Consider the following 22,858-nt stretch of genomic DNA (forward strand, 5'->3'; position numbering starts at 1 on the left):
TGATTTTATAACAGAATTTCAAAGATCGTTTTTTATTTTCAATTTCTTTATGTCAGTTGGCACAAAGAAAGGAGGAGGTGCCCGAAGGGCGGAGGAGGATGTTAGTTATTTAAGCTTTGTCGCCTGTACCCCCTCAAACGTCATCTGTACAGGATTGATAAACCCTTTATCATCAAATGTCATCTTATCAACACAAGTTACCCGGTGATCGCGTGCGGTTACACCTTTTGGGCGGCGGTGGTAAACAATGAAATAATCATCGGTGTGGGTGTTGTGCATAATAGAATGATGTCCGGCACTGGTAGCAATGTTTTCATCCTGTTCAAGTATCTTTCCGATGCGTTCGAATGGTCCGAAAGGAGAGTCGGCAATGGCATAGGCAACACAGTAGTCAGGTCCTCCCCATCCACCTTCGCTCCACATGAAGTAGTATTTGCCGTTTTTCTTGAACATGAAAGGACCTTCCACATAGTTCTCGGGTGTAACTTCCTTGTAGATTTCTCCATCTTCGAAAGGTACCAGCCCGGTGAAATCGTCGTTTAGTTTCACGATATTACAATGTCTCCATCCACCATAATACATATAGTATGTGTTATCATCGTCGCGGAAAACAAACTGGTCAATTGGCTGAGCACCGTTTATTATTTCGTTGATAAGTGGTTTACCCAATAAATCTTTGTAGGGTCCTTCGGGACGATCGCTCACAGCTACCCCGATACCACCAATTTCGCCTTCGTGAACATCGTTTGCTCCAAAGAAAATGTAATACTTGTTGTTTTTGCGGATTACCGAGGGTGCCCACATGGCTATTTTAGCCCACTTTACTTCGGCAGTATCCAGTATACTTTCGTGTTTAGTCCAGTTTACTAAGTCTTTAGACGAGAAACAGTTGAAGAATGTTTGTTTTTCATATAAATCACTGGTAGTAGGGTAAATCCAGTAAGTATCATCGTAGATAATACCTTCGGGGTCGGCATACCAACCTCCATCGAATAAGGGGTTGCCGCTCATAGCGACTTCTTTTGGCTTATTGTTACAGCCGAATAACAGGGCAACTACTAAAAGTAGTAGAATACTGTGTTTGTTCATTTGAATTGTTTTATGGTTAATATAATGTTTTAATTATCCTTCTCCTAACCCCCTCTGGAGGCAGGGCTGTTAAGTTCTGATTTAACTATTCTTTTTTAACCGCAGAGTACGCAGAGTTTTGCAGAGTTTAAGATTCAATGCTGCATAGAAATTAAAAACTCCGCGTTAATCCGCGAAACTCTGCGGTTAAAATATTATAACTTAACAGCCCTGCCCTCTGGAGGGGAGGGTTTTATGTGTTTTGAGGTCGTGGTTGCACTTTACTTGATGCTATTCAGCAAATCAACCTTTCCTTCGTTTACCAGTTTGAGGATCAGTTCACCGAACAACGTATTTTGCCAAGCAAACCATGAGCGGGTAAAGTTAGCCGGATCATCCTTGTGGAAAGACTCGTGCATAAACCCTGTACCGGCATCTGTATCCATCAGCATTTTTATGCAAGTTTTGATCTCTTCATCACTTTGGCTGGTAAATGCTTTCATCATAATACTCATAGGCCATACCATGTTGTAACCAATGTGTGGTCCACCAATACCTTCGCCTGCTTTACCTTTGAAGAAGTATGGGTTACTATCACTCCATACAAAGCGACGGGTGTTTTGGTAAATAGGATCGTTCACATCCATATCGCCTAAGTAAGGCATAGCCAAAAGACTAGGAACATTGGCATCGTCCATAAGAAGGTGGTTGCCAAATCCATCTACTTCGAAGGCATAGATTGTGCCAAATTCAGGATGATTGTAAGTTGCATATTTCTTCAAAGCAGTCTCTACTTCCTGTGCCAAAGCAGTACACTCTTGTGCCAAATCAGTACGGTTACTTACAGCAGTAAGTATTTCGGCCGCTTTTCTTAATGAAGTTACAGCAAAGAAGTTTGAAGGTACAAGGAATTGTAGTGTTGTGGCATCGTCCGATGGGCGGAAACAGGAAACAATTAAACCAACTGGTTTAACCGGCGCACCGTTACCACCATTGTTAAGGGTATCTAATGCGCGGTCGGTAACACGTAAGAAGGTATAAGGTCCTACACCATCTTTACGTTGCTGTTCTTTAAATGTTTTCAGGATGTTTTGAATAGCTTGTAGCCATTCTGCATCGAATACACTAGTGTCTCCCGTTGTTTTCCAGTAGTGGTAAGCCAAACGAAGCGGATAGCAAAGTGAGTCAATTTCCCATTTGCGTTCGTGTAGTTCCTGTTTCATATCAGTTTTGTCACTCATCCATTGATGATCAGGATTAGGATCGTGCGGATCGAGGAACGCATTTGCATACGGATCGATGTTGATACATTTAAACTGGCGGCGGATAACCCCGGCAAGCATTGCTTTCAGTTCAGGATCGGTATTGGCCAGTTGTATGTAAGGCCATACTTGTGCACCTGAGTCGCGCAACCACATGGCATGAATGTCTCCGGTGTAAACAACCGTATCGTCTTTTCCATCTGTTTTGTAGTGGCGCACAGTAGTATCTAGCGTGTTAGGGAAACAGTTACCAAACATCCATCCTAACTTTTGATTGGTAAGTAACTTCTGCACCCGGATAATTTCTGCTTCGACTGCTTTTGAAGTAAAAAGGCGGTCTTTCTTAGCCGGACGGTTACTTTTCAGCGCTTCTTTTTCGAGCGCATAGTTTACCACTGTGGTATTATCTTTAGGGATTGTAAAATCTGATGCCATAGCCTGTCCGCCTCCAATCAATGAAGCGCCGGCAAGCAACATCGCCATCTGTCTTTGTTTGTTCATAATTTGTAATTGTTTTGAAAGTGTGAATTTATATACTAAAGGTTATTTTTAGGATTAAATAGAGGTTAATTACAGGTTATTATCTTTACTTTTCCTTTAACCCGGCCATTCTTGCATATATTTCTACCATAGCAGCCTGCGTTAACAGCCATTTTTTATTGTCCCGTGTTTCGCCGCTCCAGTCGGTGCCGAACAACCCGTTTTCATCTTTGGAGTGCTTCCATGCATAATCAAGGTTATCCTGAAAAGCAGCCAAATAAGTATAGTCATGATCGGCTTTGTAAAGTTCGATGAATCCTCTTAACATAACTGCAATAAACCATACATCGCCTTTGCGCAGCAAGCGGAATTGTTTACCAGTTGGCGCTGTATAATCATTAAAGAAGAAGTTATAACATGCTTTGGCTACATTTTGTGCATCAGTCAAGTAATTCTTGTTTCCGGTTAATTTGTATAGCAGCACTGCCGATTGAATCATTTGCCCGCTGTTATATGCGAATTTGGCTTTTCCAATGCGTCCGCTCAAATTTATATTATCATAATAAAGGTAATCGGTGCTGTCTTGCAGATTCTTTTGTGTCCATTCATAAAGAAATTTTCCTTCTTTAAAGTATACACTATCATTGGTTGCCCGAAATAGTTTAAGTGCCAGTACAGAACCCGGAGCGTTTGAACATGTATTTTTGCTGTCTTTTTTTTGTTCGCACCAATATATACCACCGTCTAGTTTATCATCTGTTCCACTGCGGATAAATTCCCATATCATCCGAGCTTTATCCAGATATGGAGTGTTTTTTGTTATTTGGTAAGCATCGGTAAAGTCTATTCCCAGCCATACATTATCGTCGTAGAAACGGTCGGGTGCAGGATTTTTAGGCAAATAGGAAGCATAACCACACGGGGTACGTGTACAATCAAAGTACTCTTCGAGGCCTTTTAATACATGGTTGTCTAATAGCTCCCTGTACTGCGAGTCGCCGGTTGTTTCCAGTAAACTGACTACAGCCGATAAAGTACCCGAAAAAGGCCAAAGATAAGAATACTGATTGGGGGTGTTAGCTTGCTCTTCCGATGCCAGATAGGTTGCAACATAGTTGTTATCTGGTGGATAGTTTTCACACAACAAATCGGAACCGCTTACTCCGTAGTGACTGTAAATGGAGTCGAGAGTTTCTTGCGCACGGGTCAGATTAGGGTTTGCAGATGTTTCCTGAACATTTCTGCAGGAACCGAATACCAGTAAAAGTAAGTATACCGGAATAAATAAAATTGTACGTTTCATGATTACTTTCTTTAGTTTGTATAGATTGTTTGTTTTATTCAATCACAGCAGCCCAGCCACCATTCCTCACCATCTTTATGGTAATTTTATCACTGTGTTTAATGGTCGAACTCTTTTTCCGGTAATCCATTGCCTGTCGTCCTGCATTAATTCCGTCCTCAAAATAAGTCATATTATATGTTTTATCTTTTTCAAGAAAATCGAAACAGACATTGAATGTTCGTTCGTTCTCCTTATTGTTCGTCATGCCACCAATAAACCATTTAGTACCTTTGCGTTTGGCAACAATGGCATATTCGCCTACTTTTGCTGCTAACACCTGTGTTTCATCCCAGGTGGTTGGTACCTGAGTAATAAACTCCGTACATTCCAGGTTACGGTAATACAGCGTAGGATTATCGGCAAGCATTTGCAGGGCACTTTCAAAGATAACGAAAAGTGCCATCTGATATGCGCGGGTACCTATACTACCGGAATTAGGACGTCGGGCACTGTAAACATCCGGCTGCATACTTATCATAGCTCCCGGTGTATAGTCCATAGGACCAACTGCATTACGCATAAATGGGAAATAGATACTGTTATCAGGATAGCAACCTCCCATTTGTTCCATTCCCCGTACACCTTCGTACGACAGTACATTAGGATAAGCGTACTCCAGTCCGGCAGGCTTGAATGAACCGTGAAAATCAACAAATAATTTATGATTGGCTGCTTCGCGGGCAACACGTTCGTAATAGTTTACCATCCATTGGTCACTACGATCCATAAAGTCGATTTTTACCCCTTTAACTCCCCATTCCTGAAACGTTTTAAATATGTCGAAATTATTTTCAACCACCAGCCAGGTAAGCCACAATACAATGCCTACATTCTTTTCTTTTCCGTAACGTATAAGTTCGTGTACATCTACTTTAGGGTTGGGGGTGTAGGGGTCGCGTGTGCTCATAGCCCAGCCTTCGTCCATTATAATATAAGGTATACCGAACCTGGATGCAAAATCAATGTAATATTTATATGTTTCAAGGTTGTAGCCGGATACAAAATCCACATCAGTTCCGTAGGGAGAAGCGTCGTTCCACCATTCCCAGCTAACCTGTCCCGGTTTAATCCATGATGTATCTTCCAGTTGATTTTTGGTTGAAAGCTGATAGGTAAAGGTGTTTTCTATCAACTCTTTATCGTTTTTGGTAATAACAAAATAACGCCATGGATAACTCCGTTTGCCTGATGTTTTTGCAATATAATCAGCCTCTTTCAGGATTTTCAGGCTACGGTCGCCATCATCTCCAAACTCAAGGGGAGCCTTTGGAAAGGCAGACTGTATACCGTTTGTTCCTGTTCCTTTGAGGAACATACAGGGATAATCGTGTAAGTCGGCTTCTGATATCAGTATTTTGTATGCTTTCCGGGTATCTATTAATATGGGGAGCACAGACATTTTATCTTCCGGTGTCCATTCGTTGCTCTCTATATGTGTATAAGGCTCTTCGTAAGCGGTTTTAAATCTTCCCGGTTGTTGCACATGAGTCAGGTAATTTGCCGGGAAGTTAACTACAAAGTCTTCACCTGTAACGTAAGCGTCTGTTTTGCTGCTTGTTACAAAACGGTAGGCTATTCCATTATTGAATGCACGGAACTCAACAGCATAGTTTCCTTTAAAATTCAAGCGCAATTGGTTGTAATGGTTGGCCACACTGGCATACTTTAGGGGTAATACAGGGGTTAGGGTTTCGTTAACAGTTGTGTGTTTAAAATTTATTAGTTTCGGATTATTGCCCAGTGTTTGTCCCGCAAGCCTTAGTTGCAGGTAACAATCAGTAAGTAACTGCTCGTTGTTGTAAGCTACTGTGTAATTTATTCTATCGGCAATGTTTAGTGATACCACTATTTCTCCATTGGGAGATGCCAGGTTAATTTGCTGCGCTTGTATTTGCTTGGTACAAATAAAAAGGCATACTGCAAAAAGGAAAAAAAACTTTTTCATAATATTCGTATTATTGGTTTGTTGAACTTCAGGAGTTAACAAATCTACTGCAAAGTAATACTTTTTGTGGTACGAACAGGCGACATAAAAGAATAAAATGCTGTCATGTCGCTTATGGATACCAATATGTCGGAAAAGTGTACTTTAAAAGTATTATATTTGTGTCGGTAAGTACATAAACATGACATCTGCTACCCATGAAAAATCTCTTTTATTATTTCCGGTCACTAATAGTTATTTGTGTTTCTGCTTTTACTATTCAAACAGTCAGTGCTTACAGCTTGCGACAATTTTCCAGTCATAACGGTTTATCTAATAGTGCCATCCTTTCTATAGCCCAAGACGAGCAGGGACTTATGTGGTTTGGCTCTTGCGACGGACTGAATATGTACAACGGACTGAACATTCAGATATATAAACCCACCAACGAAGCCAACAACCTATCGGGTAATCTGATAGAGAATATTATTGCAACAGGCGAAGGAGTATTGTGGGTTCAAACCAATTATGGTTTGAATAGGTTTGATGTTCGCAATAAAACCATTCAGTTGTTCAAGGAGTTTAAACGGAAAAGTCATTTTGCAGTAACCGGATTGAGAGATGTTTTTATAATAAGCGAAGACAACTTTATTTCGTATTACGACCATAAAACAAAGTCAATAAAGCAGGTCTCTGTGCCCGGTCTCGACTATTATAATATTCTTGATGTTGTTACAACACAAAACCTGCTATGGATAGTTACCCGCGATAAAGGAATACTTACTTTCAACATAGAATATAACAAGGATGATATTAACCTGACACCCTCTGCCATATATACCCATGACGAAGAACTGCTGTACTGCTTTCACGAAGAAAACAGGGTTTACTTTGTTGATAAAGCTTATGGACTTTATGAGTACGACTTAACCACCCGAAAGAAGTATTACATCTACGACCTACATAACGAGATACGGAAATACGGAGAAATATCCTCTCTGGTGAAACATCATGAAGATTACTACATTGGTTTTAAAACAAGCGGACTGTTAAGGTTGATGGCTACCCCCGGCATGAAAACCAGTTTCAGAATAGTAGATATTGATATACGGTCGGGTATTTTTTGTATGGTGAAAGATAAGTTTCAGGATATAATATGGGTAGGTACCGATGGACAAGGCGTATATATGTACTTTATAGATGCCTTTTCCATTAAATCGACATTGTTTAACAGCAGTATGCTTCCGATTAATACCCCCGTTCGCGGATTGTTGTTAGACAACAAAAAAACATTGTGGGTAGGCACAAAAGGCGATGGCATATTGAAGATAAACAATTACAATGTATCCACAGGTGACTATGATATTAAGAATATTGAACACTTGCTTAAAAGCAATTCTTTACTTAACGATAATTCGGTGTATGTTTTTGCACGCAGCAAAAAAGATTTGTTGTGGATAGGCAGCGAAGGAGGGTTAAACTATTATTCGTATAAAGAAAGGAAAATCAAAAAGGTTTTGTTTTCTCACAACATTGATCCTATAAGGTATATACATTCTATTTGCGAACTTAATGATACCACCCTGTGGATAGCAACAGTGGGCGAAGGTATTATAAAGGCAACCTTAGGAGGAGTTCGCAACGAACCCTTAATAAAAGAAACAAAACGATTTATCACCCATAATGGCGAGCAGGCTTATAACTATTTCTTTTCGTCCTATAAAGAAAACGATTCAATAATCTGGTTTGGTAACCGGGGACATGGAGCTTACCGCATGAACACCAATACAGAAACATTCAACATCCATCGTTTCGATATGAACGACAACAACCAAACACTGAACGATATCTTTTCGATCATTAAAAACGATGATGGATACTGGTTTGGTACAAGCTACGGACTTGCACATTTGCATAATAACCAAAAACAGGTTTTCAACGAAACCAATGGGTTTCCCAACAATACTATTCATGGAATATTGGAAGACCGCCACGGCAACCTTTGGTTAAGCACCAACCGTGGAATGGTAAAGTTTAATATGAAACAGCTAACGTATCAAAATTATAATCAACAGAACGAGTTCGGAGTAATGGAATTTAGCGATGGGGCCTATTTTAAAGATGAAGTTACAGGAACCCTTTTCTTTGGCGGAATCAACGGTTTTATTACTATACAAGAGAACGAGAGTACACAACCGGAATATACTCCGCCCATTCGTTTTAGCAGTCTGGCAATATTTGGTAAAGATTATAACATTCACGAGTTTATGTCGGGAAGCCGGGGCAGGGAAGTACTGGAGCTGGATTATAGCCAGAACTTCTTTTCCATATCGTTTACTGCTATCGATTACATAAACGGAAACAATTACACCTATTTATATAAGATCAACGAGTTAAGCGATAACTGGATTGAGAACGGCAACTCCAATGTTGCCACATTTACCAATATATCGCCGGGGCGATACACCCTATCGGTAAAATACCGCAATAATATTACTGGTAAGGAGAGTGCCATCAATACATTGTCGGTAACTATTATTCCGCCCTGGTACAAAACCCGCCTGGCCTATTTCATTTATTCACTATTGGTTATGTTGCTAATTTATATCGGTATCCGCTTAAGCGTGAAATGGTATAAGATGAAGAAAAACACCATGATCGAGAAGTTAAACAGGCAACAGAAAGAGGAAATATACGAATCGAAATTGCGTTTCTTTACCAATATTACACATGAGTTTTGTACTCCTCTTACATTAATATACGGACCTTGTGCCAAACTGATTTCGTATCCTAAAGCAGACGATTATATTGTAAAGTATGCAAACCTGATACAACACAATGCCGAAAAGCTGAATGGTCTTATTCAGGAGTTAATAGAGTTTCGCCGACTGGAAACGGGCAACAGAACACTCGAAATGAAAAGTATATCTGTGTCGGATTTGGTAGAGAATATTGCTTTATCTTTTTCGGAACTGGCAGAGTCGAAGAAGATAGATTATGTACAACAGATAGAGAAGTCTATTTTATGGAATTCAGACAGTAATTGCATGAATAAAATTGTAACCAACCTGATATCGAATGCATTTAAATACACAGAAGATGAAGGAAGAATAAAAGTTGAACTATTTGTTAACAACAACAAACTACATATTGCAGTAATAAATACCGGTAAGGGCATCCGTGAAGAGAACATCCCCCATATCTTCGACCGTTATCGCATACTAGACGACTTTGAAAATCCGGTGTACAATGGAACAGCATCGCGCAACGGACTGGGATTGGCAATCTGTAACAATATGGTTAAGCTGCTGGAAGGGGAGATTAATGTGACCAGTGTTCTGAATCAGGAAACGGTATTTACAGTTGTTCTTCCTCAACAAGTTGTAAGTGGAAGTATTGCACCCTATCACCCGCAAGAAAATCTGGACGTGGCACCTTGCCACTCTTGTCATCACCACCGCATAATGGTTATCGATGATGATGAGTCAATGTTATGGTTTATCAGTGATATTCTGAAAGATAAATTCAGTGTGATAACTGTAAACGACTCGCAAAAGGCTTATGATGCGTTGAAAGAACATTTACCGGATTTAATTATTTCGGATGTGATGATGCCGGGTATTGATGGTATATCATTGGCTAAGATTATAAAATCGGATAAGATGCTCAGCCACATACCTCTTATCATGTTATCGGCAAAGAATGACATTGATGCTCAGGTAGAAGGGATAGAATCGGGTGCGGAAGTCTACATCACCAAACCTTTTCATGTAAAATATCTGGAAAAGGTAATCGATGGATTGTTGAAGCGAAAAGAAGATTTAAAGGAATACTATAACTCCATCTATAGCTCGGTTGATGTTAACGAAGGACGGGTGATTCATAAGAATGATAAAGAGTTTTTCGAAAGATTGCTCCATATTATTGAAGAGAATATCGAAAATCCGGATTTAAGCATTGAAGAGATTAGTGCACAGTTAAGCATCAGTTCGCGCCAGCTTTACCGCAAACTCAAGAACATAACAGAGAAAACACCCAACGACCTCATTAAAGAATTTCGTTTGAATATAGCCGAAAGATTGTTGATAACCACCAACCTCTCTGTAGATGAGATTATTTATAAATCGGGGTTTGCCAACAGAGGGAACTTCTTTAAAGTGTTCTCTAAGCATTTTGGGATGACACCCAAGAAGTATAGGGAAGGGAAGAAGCAAAATTAAAACACAGAAGAAGCAAAATTAAAACACAGAGTCACAGAAACACGGAGCTTTTCCTTGTGCTGAACACGGAGGCTTCGCTTTTGTCGTACAATAAAAATCTGTTCAAACAAAACTCACGACGCTTCGTTTTTGTCATACAATAACTCCGTGTTCAGCACAAGGAAAAGCTCCGTGTTTCTGTGTCTCCGTGTTTTAATTTGAACCACATTCGTTGTAAATAGATTGATGATGTGTTGTACAACCACTGTAGATAGAATGAAAATAACGACCCGTTTATTTCATCTGAATATGTTACACGGGTTATGCGAAATTACAATGATACGATAGTTAAACGAGTATAGCCGAAAAGAAAAACGCGAACAAACACAGGCAGAAGAAAAATGGTAATACCATGGCAACAGAAAAGAACATAACAGAAAAGAAAACATCAGTAGAAAAAGATAAAAAAGAAACTGCTGCTGCTCTAGTTGAGAGTTGATAGTTGAGAGTTGAGAGTTACGATGCCGCATGGAACTCTCAACTCTCAACTCTCAACTCTCAACTACAAATGCAGTTCATTTGCACCCTAAATGAACTGCATTTGCATGCTAAATGAACTGCATTTGAGGTGTAAATGAACTGCATTTAAGGTGCAAATGAACTGCATTTTTTATTTATGATGAATACGCGGATGAACACAGATGAAGGGACAGGACAACTTTTAACTCTTTAACTCCCTTTAACGCCTCTCAATCTTTCAGTACCTGTATTAATATTGTACATTTGCATTTATTCCAAAAATGCAGAAAACAAAATGAAAAAATATATATTTCCTCTTTTTATATTTATTGCTATTTATGTAAATGCCCAAACAGATTCCCGGGCAGGTTTTAGGCCCCCATTTGATTTTCCATTGTATTTAAGCGGAAATTTTGGAGAACTTAGGGCTAACCATTTTCATGGTGGACTAGATTTTAAAACACAAGGTGCTACCGGAAAAAGGGTTTTAGCTTTGGGAGATGGTTACGTATCGCGTATTCGGGTAACCCATGGCTCAGGGCATGTATTGGAAATTAATTACGATAACGGACTTACTGTTATACAACGCCACGATCAGGGTTTTGTGGGCGAAATAGCCCGCCGGGTAAAAAAACTACAGTACGAGCAGGAAAGTTGGGAAGTAGACATCACCCCCGAGCCTCATGAATATCCGGTTAAAGCAGGACAGCATTTAAGTTGGAGTGGAAATATGGGATATTCCTTCGGACCTCATCTGCATTTGGAATTTCGCGAAACAGAAAGCAGAGACTATGTTGATCCGTTACCATTCTTTAAAACAAGAATAAAAGATACAACAGCCCCTAAAGTACAGGGCTTTATGTTATTTCCACAAATAGGAGAGGGGGTTGTAAATAGTGCAAGTACCCCACAAGTGTTTTCAACAACAAACAAAGATACCATTCGGGCATGGGGTGTTATCGGAGCAGGAATCAAGGCCTACGACTACATGGATGGAACCCAAAACCGCTATGGCGTTTACTCAACCATGCTGATTGTTGATGGTGAAGAGGTTTTTCAAAGTACGGTAGATAAATTTTCGTCCTACGAAGACCGTATGATTAATTCGTGGACACACGGGCAATATATGAAATCTTTTATTGATCCGGGTAACACGCTTCGTATGTTGAAAGCCAGCAATGATAATCGTGGCCTGATAACCATAAACGAAGAAAGAGACTACCACTTTCTTTATATTCTTAAAGATGTATATGGAAATACTACCCGTTTTAATTTTGTGGTGAAAGGTAAGAAAGATGTTATTCCTCCATCTTTGCCCAAAAATAAATACTATTTCGCCTGGAACACCATGAACTATTTGTATGAACCTGGTATGGCTTTGGTGGTTCCACAGAAAATGTTGTATAAGGATGTTCATTTAAACTATACCGCTCATATAGATTCTAATGCAATTGCTTATGTGCATCAGTTAAACGATGAAAGAATCCCTTTACACGGATATAGTGACTTGCGTATAGGAGTGAGGAATATGCTTGTAGCAGATACATCAAAGTATTATATAGCCCGTGTTACGGATAAAGGAAAACTGGTAAGTGTAGGAGGCACTTTCGAAGATGGGTATGTAAAAACACGCATCCGTGAACTGGCAACCTATACGGTTGCTGTTGATACTGTTGCTCCTAAAGTAGAACCGGTTGCAAAGAAGAACTGGGCAAAGAATGGAAAAATAATATATAAAATAACAGAGGAAGAAACAGGCATTAAATCCTATCGGGGTACAATTGATGGTAAATATGCACTCTTCTATCTTCGGATTACTACCGATCAGTTGATTTGTGATCTTGATCCGGATATAGTTAAAAAAGGAGGCACACATACACTTGAACTTAAAGTAGTTGACAATTGCGGAAATGAAACAGTTTTGAGTAGTGAGTTTTGAGTAATGAGTTATGAGTAACGATGCCGCATGGATAACTCACTACTCAAAACTCATAACTCATAACTCAAAACTCATAACTCAAAACTCACCACTCACAACTCATAACTCATAACTCAAAAACTCTCAAAATATGAAAAAGAAAATCATTCTAATTGCTGCTTTGTTTTTGGCGGCTGCGGCGGATACCTTCGCCTGTACTAACCTTATTGTAGGGAAAAAAGCATCAGCTGATGGCTCTACAATTGTATCTTATTCGGCCGACTCTTACGGCTTGTTTGGTGAACTTTACCATTATCCGGCGGCAACGCATCCTAAAGGAACAATGCGCGATGTGTACGAGTGGGACACTAACAAGTACCTGGGGCAAATAGAAGAAGCTCGTCAAACGTATAATGTTATTGGTAATATTAACGAGTTTCAGGTAACAATTGCCGAAACAACGTTTGGTGGAAGAGAAGAACTGGTAAATCCGGCAGGTATTATTGACTATGGTAGCTTAATTTATATTGCATTACAACGCTCTACGCATGCGCGTGAAGCCATTAAGGTAATGACCGATTTGGTTCAGCAATACGGCTATTGCAGTGGAGGCGAATCTTTTACCATTGCCGACCCCAACGAAGTATGGATTATGGAGATGATTGGTAAAGGACCTGGTATTCGTGGTGCAGTATGGGTTGCAGTGCGTATTCCGGACGATTGTGTATCGGCTCATGCCAATCAGGCACGTATCCACACTTTCGACACAAGCGATAAAAACAATTGTATTGCATCGCCCGATGTAATTTCGTTTGCCCGCGAAAAAGGCTATTTCACTGGAATTAATAAAGATTTCAGCTTTGCAAAAGCATATAATCCACTCGATTTTGGTGGCCGCCGTTACTGCGAAGCCCGTGTATGGAGCTATCTGAATATGTTTACCGATATGGGTAGCGAGCATCTACCATACATTCTTGGCAAAACAGATGAACCCATGCCTTTGTACTGGAAAGCCAATCGTAGACTTTCGGTTCAGGACATTCAGAATGCAATGCGCGACCATTACGAAGGTACTGCACTCGATATTTCGAACGATTTAGGTGCTGGCCCATACAAAACCCCTTATCGCCTTTCTCCATTAAGCTTTAAAATAGATGGTGAAGAGTATTTCAATGAACGTCCTATTTCAACACAGCAATCGGGTTGGGTATTTGTTTCACAAATGCGTTCCGATAAGATTGATGCCATTGGCGGTGTTCTTTGGTTTGGACTTGATGATGCCAATATGTGTGTATTTACTCCGGTATATTGTTGCACCACTAAAGTACCCGATAGTTATGCAGCTAACGGAGCCGATTATATAACATTTTCGTGGAACAACGGTTTCTGGATTTATAACTGGGTTGCCAATATGGTTTATCCGCGTTATGAATTAATGATAGGCGATGTGCGTGAAGTGCAACAAGGATTGGAAAAATCATTCCATGACGCTCAGGATGCAATTGAAGCTACAGCAGCTAAAATGTTCCAAAACGATCCGGAAGCAGCCAAAGCATTCTTAACCAATTATACCAATATGATGGCCGATAATACCATTGCATCCTGGAAGAAACTGGGAGAGTATTTAATTGTAAAATACAACGATGGTGTAGTGAAACGCATGAAAGACGGGCAGTTTGAACGCAATGATATCGGTCAGCCTGCTTCGGTAATTCGTCCTGGGTTTCCGCAAGAGTATTTAAAAGAGTATGTAAAGCAAACAGGAAATAGGTATAAAATGAATAATTAGGAAATAAAAATGAAATATTGAGATATAAGAATTGAAGTAATCTCACAATAATTTTCAATTTTCAATTCTCAATTTTCAATTTATACACTACATTTGCATTGCTTTATATGTACAATTCATTTATTTAATAATTTTATTATGGATAATCAGGAACTCATTAATCAAGTAACCGAAAAAGCCCTGAAGTGGCTAACACCGGCCTATGATGCCGAAACTCAGGCAGAAGTAAAAAGAATGCTTGAGAATGAAGACAAAACAGAACTTATTGAATCTTTCTATAAAGACCTCGAATTTGGTACAGGTGGTTTGCGTGGTATAATGGGTGTTGGTAGCAACCGTATGAATATTTATACTGTAGGTGCTGCAACTCAAGGATTATCAAACTATTTAAATCTGAACTTTAAGGATCTTGATCAGATATCAGTTGTTGTTGGCCACGACTGCCGTAATAACAGTCGTAAGTTTGCAGAGATATCAGCAAATATCTTTTCGGCAAACGGTATAAAAGTATATCTGTTCGATGCACTTCGTCCAACACCAGAAGTATCATTTGCCATTCGTCATTTGGGTTGTCAAAGTGGTATTATCCTTACGGCTTCGCATAATCCTAAAGAATATAATGGATATAAGGCATATTGGGACGATGGCGCACAGGTGTTGGCACCTCACGATACAGGCATCATTGATGAAGTAAACAAAATAGCATCAGCATCTGCAATTAAATTCGAAGGCAAACCCGAACTGATTGAAGTTGTAGGCGAAAACATAGATAGCATTTATCTGGATGCTGTAAAAACCGTATCTATCGAGCCCGAAGCAATTAAACGCCATAGCAACATGGGTATTGTTTATACTCCTATTCATGGTACAGGTGTAACACTGATACCTCGTGCTTTGAAAATGTGGGGCTTTGAAAACATAATCCACGTACCCGAACAGGATGTGGTAAGTGGTGACTTCCCAACAGTTAAATCTCCTAATCCGGAAGAACCTGCTGCCTTGTCGATGGCTATTGAAAAGGCAAAAGAAACAAATGCCGAACTGGTAATGGCCAGTGACCCCGATGCCGACCGTGTGGGTATTGCCTGCAAAGACGATAAGGGCCAATGGGTACTTATTAATGGTAACCAAACTTGTTTAATGTATCTTTATTATATTCTTACCCAGTACAAAGCATTAGGCAAATTGCAGGGTAATGAATTCTGTGTAAAGACCATTGTAACTACTGAGCTTATCAAGAAGATTGCCGACAAGAATAACATCGAAATGCTTGATTGTTATACCGGATTCAAATGGATTGCACGCGAGATTCGTTTGCTCGAAGGAAAGAAAAAATACATTGGCGGTGGTGAAGAAAGCTATGGTTTCCTGGCCGAAGACTTTGTACGTGATAAAGATGCTGTATCGGCATGTTGCCTCATTGCCGAAATTGCTGCATGGGCAAAAGACAATGGAAAAACATTGTATCAGCTATTGCAGGATATTTATGTTGAGTATGGTTTCTCTAAAGAGAAAGGTATCAGCGTAGTTAAACCTGGAAAGAGCGGTGCCGATGAAATCAAACAAATGATGGCTGACTTCCGCATCAATCCACCTATTGAAATGGCCGGTTCTAAAATCGTTCTGTGGAAAGATTTCCAAACATTGAAACAAACAGATAGTGCAGGTCATATTACTGATTTGGATATGCCTGATAAATCGAATGTATTGCAATATTTCACAGAAGATGAAAGTAAGGTATCTATCCGTCCTTCGGGAACCGAACCCAAAATCAAGTTCTACATTGAAGTTAAAGGTGAAATGAACTGTCGCCACTGCTACGACAGCGCCAATGCCGATGCTGATGAAAAAATTAAAGCCGTAATGAAATCACTCGGAATTTAATAGAGTAATATTTCTAATTTATATAAGAGACTGTCTCCCAAACCAGAGGGGGGCAGTCTCTTTTTTTTGTTCAATTTCAAATTATAAAAAAATGGCTTGGATTTATTTATTGTTGGCTGGACTGGTTTGAAACTCGCTCATTGATTCTATGTATAAACAATGAATTTGAATAGAAATTCTCGTTCATGTTTTTATAAATCATTCTCTACCTTTACTCAAAATAAAAAGAATATGTCTACAGTACATAGGTATATAAAGAATGAACTAATTGTTAATTGATATTGTTTATAACAATAAAAGTGTTTAATATGAATTTGAATATAGAAATTATGGCAAAAACAAATTTCAAAGGTAACCCAGTAAAACTAGCAGGTACAATAATAGAAACTGGCGCATCGGCTCCCGACTTCAGCTTGGTAAAAAGAGATTTATCATCTTTATCTTTAAGTGAACTGAAAGGTAAAAATGTTGTTTTAAATATTTTCCCCAGTCTTGATACTGGTGTATGTGCTATGTCTGTACGTAAGTTCAATAAAATGGCTTCGGACATGAGTAATACGGTTGTACTGGCTATATCAAAAGATTTACCTTTTGCACAGGAGCGTTTCTGTACCACCGAAGGGATAGAAAATGTAATTCCAGTATCGGATTTCAGGAAAAGCAGTTTCGACAAAGACTATGGCTTACTAATGGAAGATGGTCCTTTAGCTGGTTTGCTGGCACGTACAGTAATTGTGATTGATAAAAACGGAATAGTGAAATACGTTGAACTGGTTCCTGAAATTACACAGGAGCCAAATTATGATGAAGCATTGAATGCTGTAAAGCGGTGATTGAAGAATGGAAGGAGTTAAAGGGAGTTTAACTCCTTTAACTCCTAGCGAAGCGATAACTCCTTCCATTCTATAGAATGTAGGCTAAGCATTTGCTCTTTTGGGTTTCTTTAATCCTTTGTAAACAAGAAAAGCAACAATCAATACTACGATAATAATAATGCCATAGCCAATCTCTTTACTGTATTTGGTAACAGTTTGCATCATAACTTCTTCGTTTTCCATTCCGGGAACAGAAGATAGGTAATAACCAATCGAAGCCAGAACGATATTCCAAATTCCTGCACCAATGGTGGTGTAAAGCAAAAAAGTAGAAAGTTTCATATTCGACAGACCCGCCGGGATGGATATTAACTGTCGGATTCCGGGAATCAATCGTCCGACGAATGTTGATACAGCCCCGTGCTTCTCAAAATATGTCTCGGCTTTGATTACTTTTTCTTCGTCAATTAAGCACATGTGTCCAAAGCGACTGTTGGCAAACTTGTAAATAATAGGACGTCCCAGGTACTTGGCCAGATAATAATTGATAAGTGCTCCGAAATTAGCTCCTAATGTAGCAAAGAATACTACCAGAAACACATTCATGTCATCGTTTACAGCAGCTTTGTAGGCAGCAGGAGGTACAACAACTTCCGACGGAAATGGGATAAACGAACTTTCAATTGTCATCAGAAATGTTATTGTCCAGTAGTTCAGGTGGTCAAGACACCATTGAATAAGTGCTACAGATTCCATTTTGTAGTTTTAATATTTGGTATGAATTATGCAATATCGTCACTATTAAGAAAGCCACCAAAAATTTCGGAAGTTCTTTCAAAAAGTGTATCTATATCCAGATCGTATAACTCCAATTTATTTTCCGGATCCATGGCCAGCAGCCCTTCTCTGATAAATTGAATGTTTTCGGCAATCTTGTTTTTATCTTCTGCTCCTGTACAGGCCAGTAGTAAGTTTAGTCCCAGTCCTTCTGCCTGAGGGGCTTCTTCTGTAAGAAAAAGAAAGATGTCTCTTGCTTTATTGTATACTTTATTTTCCAGATACGTAATTCCAAGGTTGTACCAGTTTTCTGGGTTGGGATCGTTTAACACCATCTCTTCCCATTCGTCGAGTGTTTTATGCAATTTGGCATCTTCGGCAGTAGCAAGAAGAATTCTCATAATTCGTTCGTCATTGCTGTCTGGAATCATCATTCTGGAATAAAATCCTGCTTCTTCGTACCTTCCCAGTTTATAAAGGCATTTAGCCATATTGAAAGCAATGTTGTGGTGAAAAGGCTGATCCGATTTATTTGTATATAACTCAGCGTTATTAAAGTTTTCGAAAGCGGTTTCGTAATTTTTAAGCCCCATCTGGCAAATACCTATGTAATACTGTACATATCGGTCGGGTATTATGTTAGCATCGAGTATTTTGTATAAATCGTCCAATGCTTTTTCGTAATTCTCTAAAGCTACATACGATTGTCCCCGAAGTACATAAGGAGCATCGTCGGCCGGATTAGCTATCATGGCAAATTCGGCAGCTTCAATGGCTTTACCATGTTCCGACAAAGCAGAATAACACTCTGCCATTTTCATCCAGGCATGAAAAGAGTATGGATCTTCGTCGATAATCTCATTGCATATCTTTATAGCTTCATCAAACTTTCCGGAATCAATTAAAATAGATAACAAAGAAATAGACACATCGGTGTTGTTGGGCGAAATTTTGCCTGCAATTTCCAAACACTGCATTGCTTTATCTTTGTTTTCCATTTCATCATATAGTTTTGCCATATCAATAAAGAGATCGACATCCATATTAGTCATGAATAGTTCGTCCAGAATAGCTAGTGCTTGCTCAACATTTCCTTCTTCCATCAGTAATTCGGCATTCAGGCATTGAATATCGTCCGAGTAGGGTGGCTGAATATTGTTCAGTGTTTCTCTGGCTTTATTCAAACTGCCTTCGTCAATGAAGAACTCTATCTGGGTTCTGAGTATTTCATCATTATCCGGATGGATAAGAAGAGCATTTGATAAAGTTGTATGTGCTTTTTCGTCCTCCTTATCCACCCAGTATTGATTGGCAATCTCAATGTACTCACTGGCATCTAAATAGAGTATTCTATTTTCCTCCAGTGCTTTTTCGTATCGCCTTGTTAGTTCTTGTAATTTATCGGTATTCAAAAAGTATGCTTGTTTTATTCTTTATTACTAATCTTACTCCAGGTATCTTTTAAGCCTACAGTACGGTTAAAAATAAGTTTTTTGGGTGTTGAGTCTTTATCAACATTAAAGTATCCTATTCTTTGGAACTGCATATAGCTGTATGGTTTCATTTCGGCTACATACTTTTCTACATAGCAGTTGGTAACAACCTTTAATGAATCAGGGTTTAACAATTCTCTGAAATCTTTTTCTTGTTCGGCTCCCGGATTTTCTACTTTAAACAGGCGGTCGTATAAACGAACTTCGGCTGGCAAGCTGTGTGCACAACTTACCCAGTGCAATGTTCCTTTCACTTTTCGGGCGCTATCGGGCATACCGCTTTTGGTATTCGGGTCGTACTCACAGTATATCTCGGTTACATTTCCGTTTTCGTCTTTCTTACAGCCTGTACAACTAACAATGTATGCATTCTTTAAGCGGACTTCTTTTCCGGGAGTCATTCTGAAATATTTTTTCGGAGCATCTTCCATAAAGTCCTCGCGCTCAATCCAAAGTTCACGGCTGAACTCAATTGTATGCGATCCTGCCGATTCATCTTCCGGGTTATTTATAGCTTCCAGTTCTTCAACCTTATCTTCGGGATAGTTGGTGATAATTAGTTTTACCGGATCCAAAACAGCCGATACACGAGTGGCACGTTTGTTTAAATCGTCGCGAAGAGCTGCTTCCAGCAGTGAGATATCATTCAGTGCTTCGTATTTGGTATATCCGATCATGTCAATGAAGTTACGGATAGACTCGGGCGAATATCCTCTGCGACGGAATCCACAGATAGTAGGCATACGGGGATCGTCCCATCCGTTAACCAACCCTTCTTTTACCAAAGTAAGAAGTTTACGCTTACTCATTACAGTGTATGTAAGGTTTAGACGGTTGAATTCTGTTTGACGTGGACGGTAGTTACCATCGTTTTGATATGTAGGAGTCTCTTTTAGCTCGTCAATGAAATAATCGTATAACGGACGGTGAACTTCAAATTCAAGTGTACACAGTGAATGGGTTACTCCTTCAAAGTAATCGCTTTGTCCATGTGCAAAGTCATACATCGGATAAGCTTGCCATGTGTTTCCGGTACGGTGATGTGGATGCTTTACAACCCGGTACATAATGGGGTCGCGGAAGTGCATATTAGAGTTGGCCATATCTATTTTGGCACGTAAAATCATGGCACCTTCGGCAATTTCGCCAGTCCGCATTTTTTCGAATAAAGCAAGACTTTCTTCTACCGGACGGTTGCGGTAAGGGCTATCGATACCCGGTTGGGTAGGTGTACCTTTTTGTTTGGCTATCTCGTCGGCAGTTTGTTCGTCAATATATGCTTTTCCTTCTTTAATCAGTTCAACAGCAAAATCCCATAATTGTTGGAAGTAGTCTGATGCATAATAAATATCTTTCCACTGGAATCCCAGCCACTGAATGTCTTCTTTGATCGAATCTACATATTCTGTATCTTCTTTTACGGGATTGGTATCGTCGAAGCGAAGGTTGCAAACTCCATTGTATTTTTCGGCCAATCCAAAATTAAGGCAAATAGCTTTAGCATGGCCAATGTGAAGGTAACCATTGGGCTCGGGCGGGAAGCGTGTTTGTAATCTTCCGTCGTTTTTTCCTTCTTTCAGGTCGTTCTCTACAGCTAGTTCTATGAAATTCAAGCTCTTTTTTTCGCTTGTTTCTCCATTGTTTTCGTTCGCCATAATAGCTCTATATTAAATCATTTTTTTTGAAGCTACAAAAATAGTTTTTTTATTTTGTATAACCTAAGGAATTGAAACGCTAAGTTATGTGAAGGAGGTAAAGTTAGGTAAAGGAGGTAGAGGAGGTAGAGTTGTGCGGCATCGTCTACTCTACCTCCTTAACAAGCAACAGCAGCAGTTTCTTTTTCTTTTTCTTTTTCTTCTGCTGTTTTCTTTTTTCTTCTTTTCTTTTCTCTTCTCTTCTTTTGTTATAGGGTTGCCATTCATTATTGCTACTATCTGTTTCTTTTTTTTATATATAAAAATATGGTTTGTATTCTGTTTATCAAATAGAATGATTACTTTTTGTGTTGAATAATCAAACTTGTTAATAGGTGTTATTTTTGTTGTTGCAGAGTTGCGTTTAACACTTTTTAGGCACAAAACGAATGCAATTATGATATAAAATAAGCGCAGTTTTAATGCAGTTCGATCATTGTTTTGATGCATAACAACAGAAGTTCTAATACAAGTAAAACATATTGCTATATAGACGAGCACCCTCAAACTATATAGTACGAAGGGTCGAAGCTATATAGCATGAAGGTACTCAGCTATATAGACCGAGACCATTCTGCTATATAGCTTGCTTACATATTCTTTTATTCTTGTAATAAGAATGTAACTGGTTTGAAATAGATGTTTGTTATATTTGCGACGTTTAAGTATTGAGTTGTGAGTATTGAGTAATGAGTATTGAGTAATGAGTTTCCCTGCGGCATCGTTAACTCAAAACTCATAACTCAAAACTCATAACTCAAAACTCAAAACTCATAACTCATAACTCAAAACTCAATACAATATTATGGTGAAGTTTATAGAATCCGAATTGGTTCTGCTAAGAAACGAAATAGAGGAAATGTGGACTTTGGTCTACAATCAGTTAGATAGGGCAGGTGATGCAGTATTAACTTTCGATAAGGAACTTGCGCAACAAGTAATGGTGCGCGAGAAAAGAGTGAATGCTCTGGAACTTAAAATAGATAGTGATATTGAAGACATTATTGCTTTGTACAATCCGGTGGGGATTGATCTTCGTTTTGTACTGGCTATGCTAAAGATAAACACTAATCTGGAACGCTTGGGCGACTTTGCCGAAGGTATCGTACGTTTTGTGTTAACTTCGGACGAACCGGTTTTGGATGCCGACTTGTTGAAGAACCTTCGTTTGGGAGAAATGCTTACCGAAGTTCTTTCTATGTTAGAAATAACAAAACGTGCATTGAATAATGAAAGTATAGAAGAAGCATCTGTTGTGTTTGCAAAAGATAATGTTGTAGACGAAATAAATGCCGCAGTAACACCGGTTCTTACCGAATATATTAAAGAACATCCCGATTCAACATTGTTGGCTTTGAATTTGGTTAGTGTTTTCCGTAAACTGGAACGTGCCGGCGACCATATAACCAATATTGCCGAAGAGATAGTATTCTACATCGACGCAAAAGTTTTAAAACATAGCGGAAAAATCGATGAAGGCTATCCAAAGACTAAATAATTCATTTCACCACAGAGTTACAGAAACACGGAGCTTTTCCTTGTGCTGAACACGGAGGCTTCGCTTTTGTCGTACGGTATAAGTAGGATGCCGTATACATCTCAGGGAATCCCTTTGGGATTCAATTTGAATAACCCCCAGTGAAGCGAAGCGACTGGGGGTAGATAAATCACTCACTCGCATGGGAACCCGA

General features: G+C 39.3%; 13 protein-coding genes. 6 read left to right on the forward strand and 7 right to left on the reverse strand.

Annotated elements, in window-relative coordinates:
* Nucleotides 1-105: 105 nt before the first annotated feature.
* From D0T85_RS21385 to D0T85_RS21400, 4 genes are all read right to left on the reverse strand, one after another.
* On the reverse strand, nt 106-1,011 hold the full coding sequence (locus D0T85_RS21385) for a glycoside hydrolase family 43 protein (RefSeq protein ID WP_370460028.1): 906 nt from the start codon (nt 1,009-1,011) through the stop codon (nt 106-108).
* 338 nt (nt 1,012-1,349) lie between these two features.
* Nucleotides 1,350-2,807, reverse strand: coding sequence for a glycoside hydrolase family 125 protein (locus D0T85_RS21390; RefSeq protein WP_239060788.1), 1,458 nt, complete (start codon nt 2,805-2,807; stop codon nt 1,350-1,352).
* 109 nt (nt 2,808-2,916) lie between these two features.
* Complete coding sequence (locus D0T85_RS21395) at nt 2,917-4,113, reverse strand: glycoside hydrolase family 76 protein (protein ID WP_163215558.1); 1,197 nt, start codon at nt 4,111-4,113, stop codon at nt 2,917-2,919.
* A gap of 34 nt (nt 4,114-4,147) precedes the next feature.
* Complete coding sequence (locus D0T85_RS21400; RefSeq protein ID WP_163215559.1) at nt 4,148-6,100, reverse strand: glycoside hydrolase family 97 protein; 1,953 nt, start codon at nt 6,098-6,100, stop codon at nt 4,148-4,150.
* Nucleotides 6,101-6,297: 197 nt separating this feature from the next.
* On the opposite strand from D0T85_RS21400, the gene D0T85_RS21405 reads away from it, so the two are divergent.
* The 5 genes from D0T85_RS21405 to tpx all read left to right on the forward strand — a co-directional run bounded on the left by D0T85_RS21405 (nt 6,298) and on the right by tpx (nt 17,221).
* Nucleotides 6,298-10,299, forward strand: a complete 4,002-nt coding sequence (locus D0T85_RS21405) for a hybrid sensor histidine kinase/response regulator transcription factor (RefSeq protein WP_163215560.1) — start codon at nt 6,298-6,300, stop codon at nt 10,297-10,299.
* A 793-nt stretch (nt 10,300-11,092) separates the two neighbouring features.
* The gene (locus D0T85_RS21410; protein ID WP_163215561.1) at nt 11,093-12,736 is read left to right on the forward strand and encodes a M23 family metallopeptidase; all 1,644 of its coding nucleotides are present in this window, start codon (nt 11,093-11,095) and stop codon (nt 12,734-12,736) included.
* A gap of 130 nt (nt 12,737-12,866) precedes the next feature.
* Nucleotides 12,867-14,504: a C69 family dipeptidase gene (locus D0T85_RS21415; RefSeq protein ID WP_163215562.1), complete on the forward strand. Its 1,638-nt coding sequence runs from the start codon at nt 12,867-12,869 to the stop codon at nt 14,502-14,504.
* A gap of 138 nt (nt 14,505-14,642) precedes the next feature.
* Nucleotides 14,643-16,388 carry a phospho-sugar mutase gene (locus tag D0T85_RS21420; protein WP_163215563.1) on the forward strand — a complete coding sequence of 582 codons (1,746 nt, stop codon included), beginning with the start codon at nt 14,643-14,645 and terminating at the stop codon, nt 16,386-16,388.
* A gap of 329 nt (nt 16,389-16,717) precedes the next feature.
* Nucleotides 16,718-17,221, forward strand: coding sequence for a thiol peroxidase (gene tpx, locus D0T85_RS21425; protein WP_163215571.1), 504 nt, complete (start codon nt 16,718-16,720; stop codon nt 17,219-17,221).
* A gap of 84 nt (nt 17,222-17,305) precedes the next feature.
* On the opposite strand, the gene D0T85_RS21430 is transcribed toward tpx, so the two are convergent.
* From D0T85_RS21430 to D0T85_RS21440, 3 genes are read right to left on the reverse strand one after another with little or no spacing between them, the layout of a single operon-like run.
* Entirely contained in the window at nt 17,306-17,959 is a 654-nt protein-coding gene (locus D0T85_RS21430) for a DedA family protein (RefSeq protein ID WP_163215564.1), read from the reverse strand.
* 26 nt (nt 17,960-17,985) lie between these two features.
* The gene (locus tag D0T85_RS21435) at nt 17,986-19,392 is read right to left on the reverse strand and encodes a tetratricopeptide repeat protein (protein WP_163215565.1); all 1,407 of its coding nucleotides are present in this window, start codon (nt 19,390-19,392) and stop codon (nt 17,986-17,988) included.
* Between the two features lie 14 nt (nt 19,393-19,406).
* Nucleotides 19,407-21,128: a glutamine--tRNA ligase/YqeY domain fusion protein gene (locus tag D0T85_RS21440; RefSeq protein WP_163215566.1), complete on the reverse strand. Its 1,722-nt coding sequence runs from the start codon at nt 21,126-21,128 to the stop codon at nt 19,407-19,409.
* An 844-nt stretch (nt 21,129-21,972) separates the two neighbouring features.
* Here D0T85_RS21440 and phoU point away from each other — a divergent pair.
* Nucleotides 21,973-22,665, forward strand: a complete 693-nt coding sequence (gene phoU, locus D0T85_RS21450; RefSeq protein ID WP_163215568.1) for a phosphate signaling complex protein PhoU — start codon at nt 21,973-21,975, stop codon at nt 22,663-22,665.
* Nucleotides 22,666-22,858 lie beyond the last annotated feature (193 nt).

This window comes from Bacteroides sp. 519 (genome assembly GCF_010500955.1).
Lineage (GTDB): Bacteria > Bacteroidota > Bacteroidia > Bacteroidales > Bacteroidaceae > Bacteroides.

Excerpts from the sequence above, each read along its gene's own strand:
- D0T85_RS21385 (WP_370460028.1), bottom strand. The coding sequence starts at position 1,011 with ATGAGCGGCAACCCCTTATTCGATGGAGGTTGGTATGCCGACCCCGAA.
- D0T85_RS21390 (WP_239060788.1), bottom strand. The coding sequence starts at position 2,807 with ATGTTGCTTGCCGGCGCTTCATTGATTGGAGGCGGACAGGCTATGGCA.
- D0T85_RS21395 (WP_163215558.1), bottom strand. The coding sequence starts at position 4,113 with ATGAAACGTACAATTTTATTTATTCCGGTATACTTACTTTTACTGGTA.
- D0T85_RS21400 (WP_163215559.1), bottom strand. The coding sequence starts at position 6,100 with ATGAAAAAGTTTTTTTTCCTTTTTGCAGTATGCCTTTTTATTTGTACC.
- D0T85_RS21405 (WP_163215560.1), top strand. The coding sequence starts at position 6,298 with ATGAAAAATCTCTTTTATTATTTCCGGTCACTAATAGTTATTTGTGTT.
- D0T85_RS21410 (WP_163215561.1), top strand. The coding sequence starts at position 11,093 with ATGAAAAAATATATATTTCCTCTTTTTATATTTATTGCTATTTATGTA.
- D0T85_RS21415 (WP_163215562.1), top strand. The coding sequence starts at position 12,867 with ATGAAAAAGAAAATCATTCTAATTGCTGCTTTGTTTTTGGCGGCTGCG.
- D0T85_RS21420 (WP_163215563.1), top strand. The coding sequence starts at position 14,643 with ATGGATAATCAGGAACTCATTAATCAAGTAACCGAAAAAGCCCTGAAG.
- tpx (WP_163215571.1), top strand. The coding sequence starts at position 16,718 with ATGGCAAAAACAAATTTCAAAGGTAACCCAGTAAAACTAGCAGGTACA.
- D0T85_RS21430 (WP_163215564.1), bottom strand. The coding sequence starts at position 17,959 with ATGGAATCTGTAGCACTTATTCAATGGTGTCTTGACCACCTGAACTAC.
- D0T85_RS21440 (WP_163215566.1), bottom strand. The coding sequence starts at position 21,128 with ATGGCGAACGAAAACAATGGAGAAACAAGCGAAAAAAAGAGCTTGAAT.
- phoU (WP_163215568.1), top strand. The coding sequence starts at position 21,973 with ATGGTGAAGTTTATAGAATCCGAATTGGTTCTGCTAAGAAACGAAATA.